The sequence below is a fragment of the Portibacter marinus genome, assembly GCF_021533195.1.
Lineage (GTDB): Bacteria > Bacteroidota > Bacteroidia > Chitinophagales > Saprospiraceae > Portibacter > Portibacter marinus.
The window spans coordinates 259107-273182 of the sequence record NZ_JAJNKB010000004.1 but is presented as its reverse complement, the minus strand read 5'-3'; the positions used below and the strand labels follow the sequence as shown (position 1 = coordinate 273182).

Genomic DNA, 14076 nt, shown 5'->3' with positions numbered 1-14076 from the left:
CTTCAAATATATCAATTATTAAATAATTATGCCAATGATTAGTACAACCGGCTATTTTCTTATAAATGCACCTAGTTTTTGCTCAAACTTATCCATCATTGCTTTCATCATCTTGTCAATGTCTTTATCCTTCAGTGTTTTATCCATATCCTGGAATTCAAAGCTTACGGCATAAGATTTTTTACCCTGTCCTAAATGCTCGTCATTCTTGTATACGTCGAATAAGTTGATACTGGTCAATGTTTTCTTTCCTACCTTTTGCGCTATTCCTGCAATATTATCGAACTGAACCTCTTCATTTACAACGAGTGCCAGATCGCGCCTAACTTTAGGAAACTTGCTGATCTCTGATGCTTCCACCTTTGTTTTGCTTCCTGCATTAACCGTGGCATGCCAGTCAATTTCAGCAAAAAACACTTCTTGCTTTACGCCCATAGAAGTAGCCAGTTTTGGATGAATCGCCCCCACTTTGACCATATTTTTAGGTCCTCGATGATATTTTAATCCATATAGATAATGGGGAACATCACTCAATTCCGACACTTGAAATGACACCACTCCAAGACGCTGCAAAAGTTGATCCACTGCGGCTTTCACATAATAGAAACCAGCATGATCCTCCTTAGTGGTCCCCATCCAGGATTCTGAATACACTGATCCAGTCAAGGTGATGCTCAATCGTTCTTCCTCCTTATAAATCTCATTTTCTTGCCAATAGACTTTCCCAAATTCAAAAAATTTTAGATCAGTTTCTTGCCTGTTGAGATTGTAAGCTACTGCCTCTAAAGCGCTATGGGCCATGTCAGCTCTCATCACATTCAAGTGAATATTCGAAGTGTTATTGATGTAAACCAAATGTTCTTTTGCTGCATCTTCGTAATTTTTCTCTTCGTTCAATGAAACAGCCATCATTTCGTTGAATCCGAACCCACATAGTAAATCCGAAGCTTTATTTCTGAGGCCAGGTAAATCTGGATTCGGTTTATACGAAATAGTACTGACCACCTTCTCAGGAATGCTTACTTTGTTGAATCCATATATCCTCAATATTTCTTCGATGACATCCGCTTCTCTCAAAACATCACTTTTATTAGTGGGAATAAGGACCAGCAAGTAATCTTCTTCCTCTTTACTTACTTCAATTCTCAGTGCAGATAGTATGGCCTTTACCTCATCTTTAGAAATGTCATCTCCTATCAGTCTGTTGATACGACTGTATCTGATTTTTATTTCCCTGGGCTGAATGGGGTCAGGATACATATCAAAGATTTGCGAAGCAACTGTAGCATCGGCATATTCAACCATCAATTGAGCTGCTCTTTTTAAAGCATTGACGGTATTGTTAGGATCAGTTCCTTTTTCAAAAGTTGTCGCAGCATCAGTTCTCAAAAGATGCCTGGTGCTTGTTTTGCGAATAGATTGTGGGTCGAAGAAAGCAGATTCCAGGAAAATACTTTTGGTCTGATCTGTGACTCCTGATTCGAGGCCCCCAAAAACTCCTCCTATACACATTCCACGGTCACTACCGTCACATATCATGACATCTTCGTTATGCAAGGCTCTTTCTTTTCCTTCCAGATCGACAAATTTTGTACCTGCCGGCAGTTTTTCTACCTTGATATGATTGTTTTTGATCTTTTCTGCATCAAAGGCATGCAAAGGTTGGCCCATCTCATGTAAAACGTAATTCGTGATGTCTACAGCATTGTTTTTTGGATTGATGCCAATGGCTTTCAGGTGGTTTTTAATCCAGGCAGGAGATTCTTTAATGTTAATGTTGTCTATTTTAACACCAGAATATCTTGGTGCTCCTTTGTGATCTAGCACTTCCACTTTTAATCCTCCATCTCCGTGACCCTCCTGAAATGCGGACCAATCGGGATAGCTTACTGCTCCTGAATGACCTTCATTAATCTTCAAATAAGCAGCAAGGTCTTCGGCAACACCAATATGCGATGTGGCGTCAGATCTATTGGGCGTAAGTCCTATTTCATATACGATATCAGTGTTTATATCAAATAAATCACTGGCCCATTGACCAACCTCAGTATCATCTGGTAAAACCATAATGCCATCATGACTGGTTCCCAGCCCAATTTCGTCTTCGGCACAGATCATACCTTCTGATACCTCACCTCTTATTTTTCCAGCCTTGATTTTCCATGCTTCGCCCTCAGGAGTGTACAAAGTGGAACCAACTGTTGCAACAAGAACTTTCTGACCCTGTGCAACATTGGGTGCTCCGCACACAATCTGAAGTGGCATTCCATTTCCAAGATCAACTTTAGTTAACGATAATTTGTCAGCATTAGGATGCTTTTGACATTCAATGACTTGTCCAACTTTTATACCTTTAAGACCACCTTTGACTGTCTCTACTTCTTCCATACCTTCTACTTCTAGGCCGATGGCTGTGAGAATTTCAGATAATTCCTGTGGGGTCTGGTCCAGTTCGATATATTCTTTTAGCCAATTGAGTGAGATTTTCATTTGAAAACACAGTTTATATGTAAAGTTTAGGTTTGTATTGCTACGTATTCGGTGTATGCAACATATACCTGAAAATTTAAAAAACGCAAAGATAGGAATGTTAGGGTAAGCATCAAACAGGATGATATAGAAATCAAAGCTCTGAGGTTAAGACAGAGAAACATACAATGATCTCTATGGGAAATTTTTGCCGTTGAGAGTTATGCCTATAAAAAAAGCCGATCAAATGACTGATCGGCTCTTTATTTTATATCAAAAAGCTAATTACTCAGCTTTTACTACTTCAAAATCAACTTTAGCGTCCACATCAGGGTGTAAATTGAGCACAGCGGTATATTCACCTAATGTTTTCACATCTTCTGGAAGCTCAATCCTTCTTCGCTCTACTTCTATGCCTTGCTCCTCTTTTAATTGATTTGAAATCTGAAGACTGGTTACGCTTCCAAAGATTTTACCTGAAGTTCCGGATTTAGCAGGAACGGTAAGTTTAATACCTTTCAGTTTTTCTGCAATTTCCTGGAATTCGCTTAATCTAGCTGCTCTTTCTGACTCTTCTTTAGCAATGATGTCATTCAGCTTCTTTCTGTTTTGAGCATTGGCAATTAAGCCAAGACCTCTAGGGATAAGAAAATTTCTTCCGTAACCGTTCTTGACAGTTACTACTTCATGCTTATCTCCTACATTATCTATATCTTTTAATAGTATAATTTCCATTTCTATGTATTTAATAAAGTGAAGTAATTACTTAAAAAGATCAGTTACATAAGGAAGCATTGCAAGATGTCTACATCTTTTAATCGCTACAGCTACCTTCTTCTGATACTTTAATGAATTTCCTGTAATTCTTCTAGGAAGAATTTTTCCCTGCTCATTTACAAATTGAGCTAAAAAGTCAGGATCTTTGTAATCTATATGTTTGATTCCGAACTTTCTGAATCTGCAGTATTTACTACGCTTTTTTCCTATCTTCGGATTGCTTAAAAATTTTATATCGTCTCTATTTGCCATGATTCGATTTTTTTAAATGAATGATAAAATTATTCTTCCTCGTTGCCTGGTTCGTTATAAGCCGCAGGTGGCGGAACTTCAGGAGAAGATGGACCGGAAGAAGGGCCTTTAGATCTCGCCTCAGCAATTGCTGATGTCGGAGCAACCGTTCTGGAGATCTTTTTCTTATCTTTTTTGTCCTTCCTTTCTACCTTTCCAATTTTACCATTCCTCTTATCCTCATTGTATTGTACTCCATACTTGTCAAGAGCTACTGTTAAGAATCTAATGATTCTTTCATCTCTTCTCATGGATAATTCTAGATTTGAAATAATCGCACCCGATTCAATTTCAAATTCAATGCAGTAATAGATCCCAGAGGATCTTCTGTTTATGGGATACGCTAACTGGCGTAGTCCCATCTCATTCACATGAACGATCTTTCCTCCACCATCTTTGATGAGATCTTCATAAGTCTGAGCTGTCCCTTTAATTTCATCGCTGGACAGCACTGGGTCAACGATGAAAGTTACTTCATAATTTCGCATTAATAAAGTTTAATTTGATTAAAATGTTTAAAATGGAGCGCAAAGATAGTACTTTTAAGTAGATATACAAATAGTATTTTTCATAACATGGCTCGATTTACTTTTCTAGCATTCATATTATTTTTTTCTTGTATGAAACCAAATAAAGTTAACATTCCCACACCAGAGGAATTTAGTCCTAAGGATCGAGAAGCGCTGCCTGATGCCGAGTTAAAAGATAGGATTTTAGGTGCAATTGTGGGGTCTGCTATCGGTGATGCAATGGGAGCATCCACTGAAATGTGGCATCGCAATGATATCCAAAGCAAGTTTGGCTATATAACTGAGTTGACAGAAATAAAACGAGCTAAAAGCCCTGAAGGAATCTGGAATCACAATATGTCACCAGGATCTACGACTGACGATACCAGGTGGAAGTATTTGGTGGCCCAGTATATCCAGCAAAATAAGGGTGCACTGTCTGATGAAGCTTTCGCATCTTTCATTGCAACGTATTATCAGCAATTGGTGGATGAAGTTTCAGACGAGGCTTCAAAGAAGTCTACAGTTTTGCTCGATGAGCGAATGGAAAAGGTCAATTGGATCAAGGAGTGGGCCAGAGTTGCATTGAAATACGGTGAATCTCCTGCAGATTTTTTTGCTGCTCATCATAGTTTTTATGGCGGAGAAATGTCGTGTGCCGGAATGCTTTATTCTCCGGTGTTTGGATTGATAGCCAGAAATGCTGATCAAGCCTATCTGATGGCTTTTGAGCATAGCCTATTTGACATAGGTTATGCGCGCGATATTTCAGCACTGGTTTCAGTAATGACTTTTAATGCATTGTATGAGGATTCGATGGATTCACTTTTCTTTAGAACATCGTTTGTAGATCCTCACCACTATACAGATAGTAGGTTAGTAGGCAGACTTTCGGTCTCTATGTTAGAAGAAGCCAGGTCCATCGTCCAGAACACAGGAAATATCCTGACTGATGAGAAAAAAATGAATACACCGAATGGATATCCAGGCAACGGAACGGAGTGGTATCGGCAAGTCGAGATCTATAAAAAATTAGACACTAAACAACAACAGATTGCTTTTCACGCTGGTGAGATTTGGCAAATATTGGTTGCAGGATTGGAGTTTGGACAGGGAGATTTTGAGCGGACAATTCAGTTTATAATAAACTATGGTCGAGATAATGATACAGTAGCAGCTGTGGCCGGAATGATATTGGGAGCTCATTTGGGCTATGAACAATTGCCAGGCAAAATTAAAGAGGAAGTGATGAAGGTAAGTCGAGAGACCATGGGACTTGATTTAGAGATGATAGCTGATCAGCTGTTTGATGCATGTAATTGATAATTATTTATAGGTATCTATTTTTAAATCCTAAATTCATATTTACCAGGCATTTCACAGCAGGAAGTATAATTATTAAAAAAATGGTACCTTTCTACATCAAAATTTTTCTGATGATCTGACATGTAAAGGGTGTCCATTTATGAAATAAAAAGTCGAACCAAAAATTTATTAATTGGAGTTCAACTTGTTGCAATTACTCACATAACGATCACTAAATGAGGGTGGCGACATCAGTACTTCACAAATTTACCGACGACCTTTCCTCCTGATTCTAAATAGTACATTCCAGCTGACAGATGTGAGAGGTGAACTTGAACATTCGCTCTGATCATTTCAAGCATCTTTCCATTATTGTCTATTATCTGAAGTTCGGTATCACCTAACATTTTAGTTTTCACAAACATTATATCTCTAGTAGGATTAGGATAAATTTCAACTTCAAAATTGGAAAGCTGTTCTTCCGTCGAAGTGATTTCTCCATAACATGGCAATTCGGCAATAATTTGTCGAATAGGTTCCAAAAGTGGGTAAAATTGATCTCCGGGACATATGGTAGAAGAACAGGCTTTATCTGAACCTTGACTATCTCGATGCCCGGCGATGGTTTGGAGAAAGTAATCTCCCTTTTCATGATAAGCAGTTTCTTCTACGTCTATGCCGTGTGTTACAGCCTCGTAGGCCAATAAATTAGTTAGCGTAGTTAAAGCCTCTTCAGATGGAGGCACATCCGTGTAGGTTCCTAGAACACAGATGCCTACTGTGTTTTCATTAAGACAACTAAAGTGAGCTCCCTGGTAATCATCTGGTCGTCCCTCATACAAAACTCCGTTGGGATCGATTAACCAATTGTATCCAATGTCATCCCATCCATTGGTATTAACGTGTAGATCCCAAATCGATTCTACGATCAATTCAAAATTGTTACTTTCATTGACTCCCGCAGAGTGATGGACAATAAGATGTGTAGGTTCTGTGAATTGTGGAGTTGGGTCAATGGGGCAAGTTGGACACCAGCAGTCTCGCAAACAAGTCAAAGGTAACTCGCATGAACTTGTACGGCTAAACGCCTGATTGACAAACCGAGGTTTTGATGGAGACGCGATAAATAATCGAAATGTCAATGCGCTTCCGAGCTTTCGATCTGTTCTGAATTGTATCGCCTGAAAGTTTGTTCGAAAAACATTAGTACTATAAGCTCGGCGATCAGAAGCTACAAATTCTCTTTGCTCTTCCATAACTTGCCAGGATGACCATTTATGCTCTCTTTTAATCCGGTATGTGATATTGGCCTCCTTATTTTCAGAATGATAACAGGATAATCTGATAAAATCAAGGGATGTTTTCTCCACACTTAAGACTTGAGGATCAGAGATGAAATGGGTGCCCTGCATGTAAAAATTCGGTTGGAATTCTATGACACTGGTCTGTGCGTCAATGACTTGTATAAAAAACCAAACCAATAAAAGTGACCATTTAAGTTTTTTCATGGGGGAAAGATAAGCATTTCAATGAGCACTGTTGATTTAATGCCAACAGCTTGTCCGCTAACTTCGTCAAGACATAATTACTCTAGATATGTCCTAATGTGGTACTGAAACTATACATTTCTGAAGTTCAAAATCAAATTGTACTTTCATTGATCAAATCAAATAATATCAAAGGTATTATGATCAATGCGCGTGACTTTAGAGTAAAAAGAGATGATCTGCAGAGTACAAAAATAGTAGAGAAGACTTATTCAAATCAACTACTTGATGATCAGGTTCTACTGGAGATTGATCATTTTTCTATCACCTCCAACAATATTACTTATGGTGTGGTAGGCACAAAAATGAATTATTGGGACTTTTTCCCAACCGATTCCGACTATGGTATCATTCCGGCGTGGGGTTTTGCTAATGTCTTAAAATCACAGCATCCAAATGTAAAAGCGGGTGAACGCTTTTATGGCTATTATCCCATGAGTTCCCACTTACTTGTAAACGTTGACAAAGTTTCCCAAATGGGTTTTGTGGATCAATCTGAGCACAGACAAAAACTTCCACCAGTTTACAACTTTTATAGTAATGTCCAAACAGATCCATCTTTCACTCCTGATACAGAAGAACTGAATTCCATATACCGTCCACTATTTATTACTTCATTCTTAATCGAAGCACACCTTGTTAAAGAGAAATTTTACAGTGCAAGCTATATCATTATTACAAGTGCCTCCAGCAAGACGGCTCAAGCATTGGCAAGTCTTCTGGCGCATCGAAAAGAAAGAAATGATCTACAATTTCATCTTGTCGGTCTTACTTCTCCAAAGAACACTAAGTTTGTTAGTGATTTAGGCTGGTATGATCAGGTGATCAGCTATGATTTTATCGATCAGTTAAAAATTAATAAAAAAGCCATTGTCATTGATTTTGCGGGCAATTATAATACTCAAGTTGAATTGCAGTCGCTACTTACTGAAAACTTAGTGTATAATTGCCTGGTAGGAATTGCTGATTGGAAAAACTTGAATGGCAATGATCCCAAATTCCAAAAGGGTACCTTTTTCTTTGCACCAACCTATGCTGTACAGTTTCAAGAATTGTGGGGAAGATCTGAATTTATGAAAAAGGTGGGTGTAACCTGGAAGCAATTTAGCGATGAAGTTTATTCAATGATTTCTATAAATGAGTACGATGGCTTTCAGGAATTAGAAAAACTATATTTGGACATGTTGAATGGTAGAATTGACCCCCAAATTGGTAATATAGTGAAGCTTTCTCATAAGGATAGCTGAGATTTGGCTTGATCATTTTTATCCTGCCCAATTCTCTCTGTCTAAACTTCTATACTGAATAGCTTCACTCAGGTGATAAGTGCTGATCTTTTCTTCTCCTTCTACATCAGCGATGGTTCTGGATACTTTTAAAATACGATCATAGGCTCTTGCAGATAATTGAAGCTTTTCCATGGCTTTTTTCTGATTGACAATTTTGCCTTTTGAATGATCGTACTTTATAAGGCAGATTACGATACTATTTTTATAGGTCAATATGGCTTTTTACTTATAATTTATGTGGTTTGTTTAAAGAATGCATATTACCTTTTCTACAATAGATTGTAAGATTACAGTTGTGATAATCAATCCTTTATCACTCCATGTCAATTTTGTCCACCTTTTTGCCAATTTCATCCAACTTCTTTCTCTTAGAATTATTGGCTGGTCATTGATTTTCATTGACCTTTATCAATTACTAGTGTAACCTATTAGCGATTGAGCCCCATTTCTGTTAATCCAAATGCAGGAACTTCAGATGAACTACAATAATAACCTAAAATATGAAACAGCTATACGTTCTATTTTTTTACTTTTCCGGCGCGATTTTTATTCAAGCTCAAAACGTAGGTATAGACACCGAATCCCCAACAGAAAAACTACATATTTTTGGTGGAAATATGATATTGGATAGAGGAAATGATTCATTAGACTTAACTCGCAATATATGGATTGGAGGCGCTAGAAATCAAAACACCTCGCCATTTGCTCAAATAAATTTTGTCAATTTTGCTGCCGCAAATAATAATCTTGATTATACGGGTGGGCGTATATCATCCTTTAATACGGACAATATAAATTCCGGTGATTTACGATTCTATACATCATTTCAAGGCACCTTATATGAAAGAATGATCATCAATCACCAAGGGAAGGTTGGAATAGGTATAAATAATCCAAGTTCTTTGCTTCATGTAAATGGCACAATTACCTCCGATGGTGGAAATTCAGAACAATGGAATGAAGCATATTCATGGGGAAATCATGCTAATGTAGGTTATGTGAGCTCTGCAGGTCCTAGTAGTATTGTTGAATTTACATCTACTCAAGAGTGGGATTGCCCTCCAGGAGTTACTTCAGCAATTGTAGAGATATGGGGTTCTGGAGGTGGCGGCGGCGGTGGTGGAACGTCAGGAGGAAGTCACACTTGTGGTACCAATGTCGCTAGTGATGGAAGTAGTGGGGGAGGTTCCGGCGCTTCTGGGACTTATGTTAGGGCAGTTATTGATTTAGTTCCCGGCGAAAAATACCAATTTTTCATAGGTTCGGGTGGACAAGGAGGAGGAGTCGGTCAATTTGGACAACGTGGAGTAGTTACTCACATTGAACATATCCCGGTTAATATTCCAGATCTAGGTATGCTGATTAGTGTTCCTGGAGGTGGAGGTGGTGGATTTGGCAGATCTTCTTCCGATTGCAATGCAGCAGGAGGTTTTGGAGGTTTAGTTAGTAATCCTTTTGTGCCTAATGGTGGTTTGATCCGACTAGGAAGGGAAGGGCGAAGAGGTGTAGCATCTGAAGGGGGGCAGATTTTCAACGAGAGTAGCTGTTTTTGTGGACAAGAAGTTGTAGTTGCTGTTCAAGCTCCGGAGGTTATTGCTGGGTCGGTAGAATTGCCTAGGTCTGCTCCATTCAGTCAAGGTGGAGAAGGTGGTGAGGGATCAAGAAATGGCACAGCACCGAGCGCAGGAGGTAATGGTGGGCAGGCATATATAATCATGACCGTTTATAGCAGTAATTAAGCGTATCTTCCGCATCCCTTTACTGCTGAATTTCTACCTGTTCCTTCCACTCTGTTGGATTTAACTCATTCTCCATGGTAAAAACTCGAGTAAAGTACTTTGGATCTTTGAAGCCTACAGCATAAGCCACTTCACTGATATTCTTTGAAGAATTTTTCAGCAAGTGTTTTGACCTTTCCAAGCGAACAGAACGAATAAATTTATTAGGTGTCAATCCCGTCAGTGCTGCAATCTTTCGGTTGAAAGTCCAATAGCTCATGTTAAAAAGCTGAGCAAGATCTTCGCCTTGGATTTCAGGATTCTCTATATTTTCTTCAATGTAACTTTTGGCCCGCGTCACAAAATTAGACGCTTCGTCGTTGTCTTTTTCATTTACTGGGTCCAACTCCGCTAGAAGTATCCTTCTATGATATGCCCTCAATAATTCCCTTTGTTTGAGAATATTTTCCAGAGTTGCGATTAGTTCGCGTACATTAAAAGGTTTCGCTAAGTAAGCATCTGCTCCTACATTCATTCCCATGATCCTATCTTCAATATCACTTTTCGCTGTCAACAATACGATAGGTATATGATCAATAGCCGGTGTTTTTTTTAGTGTTTCTACAACTTCAAGTCCATCCATGATCGGCATCATGATGTCCGAAAGAATAATATCCGGAATATTGGTCTTCGCAATTTCCAAACCTTCCTTACCATTTCTTGCTGTAGTTATTTTGGCTGTATGTTTAAGACTTTGAGTCAAGAAATCGCTTATTTGAATATTATCCTCGATAATGAGTAGTTCGATATTTTCTTCACTTAACCTCGGTGCATCATCTTGATGAAAGTTAGAATCCAAGCCAGTGGATTCAGAGATACTCAAAGCTGCCTTCTCTATAGGTAACATGACGGAAAACGTACTACCTTTTCCCAGAGTACTAGTGACTTCTAATTTTGCTCCTATTTTTTCAATAATCTCTTTAACCAGTGATAATCCAATGCCACTGCCACCAGTTTGCAATTCACTTACAACCTGATAATATTTCTCGAAGATTCTACTCTGATCTTCTTCTAAAATGCCTATGCCTGTATCATGAACTTCGATCAAAAGATAATTACTCTCTTCTCCATTTAAATCTTCCCTAGAGCTTAACTTAATTTCTTTTATACTCATTTCCACTCTTCCTCCTTTCTGCGTATACTTGAAAGCATTCGACAATAGATTGTGCAAAATGATACGAAGTTTTTCAGAATCATAATCCATAATGATATCTTCTGTATCCACTTTTAATTCGAAATGAATTCCCTTTTTAGAGGCCAAACTTTCAAATCCCAAGGCAATCTCTGTCAAAAATTTAATGACATCTCCCTGAACATACTTAATGTTCCAGGTCGTATTTTTTTGTTTAGAAACATTTAGAATCTGATTGATATTCTCAAGTAAAGTCTGACCACTTGACAGAATGGTTGACGAGAGATTGGATAGATATGCAGCGTTTTCGTCTTTCAGTTGAGTAAGCTTAGTGTGAATTAGGTCCGAGGCACCAATAATAATGGTCAATGGAGTACGAAACTCATGTGTAACATTTGTGAAAAAATTATCCTTAAAATTGTTAAGTTCCTGTAATTGATTGGCTTTGCTAAGTGCTAATCGTCTTCTTAAATTGAATTTGTACAAGATATATATCATAGTTCCCACAACCCCCAGGTAAGTCAAAATTGCCCACCATCGCAGATACCAAAATTGTAAGACTTGAATTTCTAATTCCAGGTTTTGATAAGCTTGAGTTCCACGCTTATTTCTACCAGAAATCAACAAATTGTGTTTTCCTGCAGGCAGATAATTTATTCTTACGACAGGTTCACTACCTTGATATATCCAGTTTTGATCTAGTCCTTTGATTTTATAAGCATATTGATGGTATTTTGGATCACCGATATCTATCAGGCTAAAACTTACATTGACAGATCTATTATGAGGAGAGACTACAATACTATTATTTTGATTTTCAAAGAATAGCAAATTGCTATCCTGCCTGCTATGCCCATCAAACCATGTAATTTCATCAAATCTTAAAGAAGGGGTGCTTGCATAATTGTCCATCAATTCACTGGGATTAAAAGCGTTGAAACCATTCATCCCACCAAAATATAGAAGGGAGTCCTGGTCATCTCTGAAGAAGGAGTAACGATTAAATTCACTTTGATTAAAGCCATCGTCCGGATAAAAATTACTAAAGGTATTTTCTTGAGGATCCAGGAGAGAGAGCCCATTATATGTACTTATCCATACACATTGATCCCAGTCTTCTAATATACCTACTACGTTGTTATTACATAGTCCATCTTTTTCTTCTAAATGATCGACAAACTTTTCGGTCTTTGGATTGAAAATATAAAGACCATTGACCATACTTCCCACGTAAAGTAAGCCTTTATCAGACATTGTCAATGTTGAAAAGATATCTCTGTATTTGAGAAAAATGGATTCCTGAGTCCTAAAGATTATGCACTTTCCAGTCTCAATATTCATTTTTAACAAACCATTTGAAGTGCATACCCAAAGCAAGCTATCATTAAATATTGTACCATAGTGTCCTCTTACTGTATCTAAAGGATTATTGCCCATGTGATCAAATAAAACTTCCTCCTTTCCAGAATTTGGATCTAGTCGGGATATTTTATGTGCCCCAATGAGATATAGACGATCTTTTCCATCAATAGCTAAATTGGCTTCAGGGTTATTAGTTTTAAACAGATCGATTTTTCTCGACACGCCATTGAAGCAAACTACAGTGTAAGTATCACTTTTTCCCCAAAGATTTCCCTTTGAGTCTTTAACAAGGTCGCGCCCGCTATTACTATCAAGAAGTAACTTATGGTTTTTAAAATGCTTATCTAGCCGATTGAGCGCATTACTCTTGGTATCAAGTAAATGAAAACCATCATTTTCGGTGGACAAAAGAATTCTTAAGCTATCCAAACGACCTATCCCCCTACCGGAGATTCCAAAATTATTATCGTTTGCTAATTCAGCATAACTGGCAACTTTCTGGCTTTTCAAAGTAACTAATTCGTATCCTCTATCTGTTCCAATGTGCAACTGTTTCTCAAGATTATCACTGTACAGAGCAAAAACACTCGTGATACCATCAAAAATTTGTCCGTATTTTTTTATTTCATTCTCACTGGACAAGAGCCATATATTATTGTGGTTAATTTTGCCATAATTGTCCTTTTCATAAAATAAAATATTGCCAGATAGATCTTCATATTTTGAGAAGGTCCCTGGTGGGATTTTTATATTCCAATCTTTAAATAGATTGCTTTTATGATCATAAATAACAACTCTATCTCTATGATCAACAGCGATAATTCTGCCATCATGCAATTCAGATATTGCATAGGGCTCACTGTTTGTAGGACCGAAAATGAATTCCGTTTTAGTTCTGTAATCTTTGTTAATATTAAGTAAGACATTTTGATTTTTATTCTGCCATAAACTGACCCAGTAATAGTCAGAGGTTTCAAATAATTTCACCCCGTTCAACGAATTAGAATAATTATCATTGAAGGCTTGAGAAGAAAAAGCAATCACTTTGTGATACTTCAGGTCTTCAAAATTAAACCTACTAATAATCAATGAATCATTCTGGAAAGACAAGACGATACTCTTACCTTTTAAATCAAAATTTCTGGCGATGACTTTTCCTTTAACACCATTTTTCTTTTCACTTTTGATATGATTGATTTTTCCTGTGAAAGTATTGATGACATCTAAATTTAGTTCGCTGGTTTGCGCCACATGTAGGGACAAGTAGGCTGGGGAAGCTATACTTAGTTGTTCTATTTTATTTTCAGAAATTTTAATCAATGGAGATTTAGTCGAGAACGATTTGATGGAATGAGGGGTAGAACGAGCCAAACCATTTCTTGTACCTAACCAGATAAATCCTAATGAATCTCTAACAATTCCATTGACCAATCGATCTGGCATTCCATGCTCTGTCGACTTAATTTCTCTGTCAAAAACTATACTCTGAGTTGAGATAGTGCTGACAAGAAATAGTTGGCTTAATAAGAAAAGAAATCTCAAAATACGTGGGCGTTAAAGGATTAGCTTACAATATAAGATCACTTATATAAAGTACAGAAGCACTTTCATGAATTA

The 14076-nt window shown here is 37.7% G+C and carries 9 protein-coding genes and 1 pseudogene; 3 read left to right on the top strand and 7 right to left on the bottom strand.

Features of this window, described 5'->3' with window-relative positions:
* Nucleotides 1-51: 51 nt before the first annotated feature.
* The 4 genes from pheT to rpsF all read right to left on the bottom strand — a co-directional run bounded on the left by pheT (nucleotide 52) and on the right by rpsF (nucleotide 4025).
* The gene (gene pheT, locus L2567_RS12095) at nucleotides 52-2490 is read right to left on the bottom strand and encodes a phenylalanine--tRNA ligase subunit beta (protein ID WP_235298039.1); all 2439 of its coding nucleotides are present in this window, start codon (nucleotides 2488-2490) and stop codon (nucleotides 52-54) included.
* A 264-nt stretch (nucleotides 2491-2754) separates the two neighbouring features.
* Nucleotides 2755-3204, bottom strand: a complete 450-nt coding sequence (rplI, locus tag L2567_RS12090; RefSeq protein ID WP_235298038.1) for a 50S ribosomal protein L9 — start codon at nucleotides 3202-3204, stop codon at nucleotides 2755-2757.
* Between the two features lie 27 nt (nucleotides 3205-3231).
* Complete coding sequence (rpsR, locus tag L2567_RS12085) at nucleotides 3232-3498, bottom strand: 30S ribosomal protein S18 (RefSeq protein ID WP_235298037.1); 267 nt, start codon at nucleotides 3496-3498, stop codon at nucleotides 3232-3234.
* Nucleotides 3499-3527: 29 nt separating this feature from the next.
* Nucleotides 3528-4025: a 30S ribosomal protein S6 gene (rpsF, locus tag L2567_RS12080; RefSeq protein ID WP_235298036.1), complete on the bottom strand. Its 498-nt coding sequence runs from the start codon at nucleotides 4023-4025 to the stop codon at nucleotides 3528-3530.
* A gap of 132 nt (nucleotides 4026-4157) precedes the next feature.
* On the opposite strand from rpsF, the gene L2567_RS12075 reads away from it, so the two are divergent.
* Entirely contained in the window at nucleotides 4158-5369 is a 1212-nt protein-coding gene (locus tag L2567_RS12075; protein ID WP_235298035.1) for an ADP-ribosylglycohydrolase family protein, read from the top strand.
* A gap of 233 nt (nucleotides 5370-5602) precedes the next feature.
* On the opposite strand, the gene L2567_RS12070 is transcribed toward L2567_RS12075, so the two are convergent.
* Nucleotides 5603-6859 (bottom strand): N-acetylmuramoyl-L-alanine amidase, encoded by a 1257-nt coding sequence (locus L2567_RS12070; protein WP_235298034.1) that lies wholly within the window; start codon nucleotides 6857-6859, stop codon nucleotides 5603-5605.
* Between the two features lie 149 nt (nucleotides 6860-7008).
* Here L2567_RS12070 and L2567_RS12065 point away from each other — a divergent pair, with 149 nt between their 5' ends.
* Nucleotides 7009-8145: a DUF2855 family protein gene (locus tag L2567_RS12065; RefSeq protein WP_235298033.1), complete on the top strand. Its 1137-nt coding sequence runs from the start codon at nucleotides 7009-7011 to the stop codon at nucleotides 8143-8145.
* An 18-nt stretch (nucleotides 8146-8163) separates the two neighbouring features.
* On the opposite strand, the pseudogene L2567_RS12060 reads toward L2567_RS12065, so the two are convergent.
* Nucleotides 8164-8328 (bottom strand): annotated as a pseudogene (locus L2567_RS12060) (magnesium chelatase subunit ChlI family protein); the annotation flags it as partial.
* 359 nt (nucleotides 8329-8687) lie between these two features.
* Between L2567_RS12060 and L2567_RS12055 the strand changes: the two are divergent.
* Nucleotides 8688-9926 carry a hypothetical protein gene (locus tag L2567_RS12055; protein ID WP_235298031.1) on the top strand — a complete coding sequence of 413 codons (1239 nt, stop codon included), beginning with the start codon at nucleotides 8688-8690 and terminating at the stop codon, nucleotides 9924-9926.
* Nucleotides 9927-9945: 19 nt separating this feature from the next.
* Here L2567_RS12055 and L2567_RS12050 read toward each other — a convergent pair whose 3' ends face one another.
* Nucleotides 9946-14001 carry an ATP-binding protein gene (locus tag L2567_RS12050; protein WP_235298030.1) on the bottom strand — a complete coding sequence of 1352 codons (4056 nt, stop codon included), beginning with the start codon at nucleotides 13999-14001 and terminating at the stop codon, nucleotides 9946-9948.
* Between the last annotated feature and the right edge of the window lie 75 nt (nucleotides 14002-14076).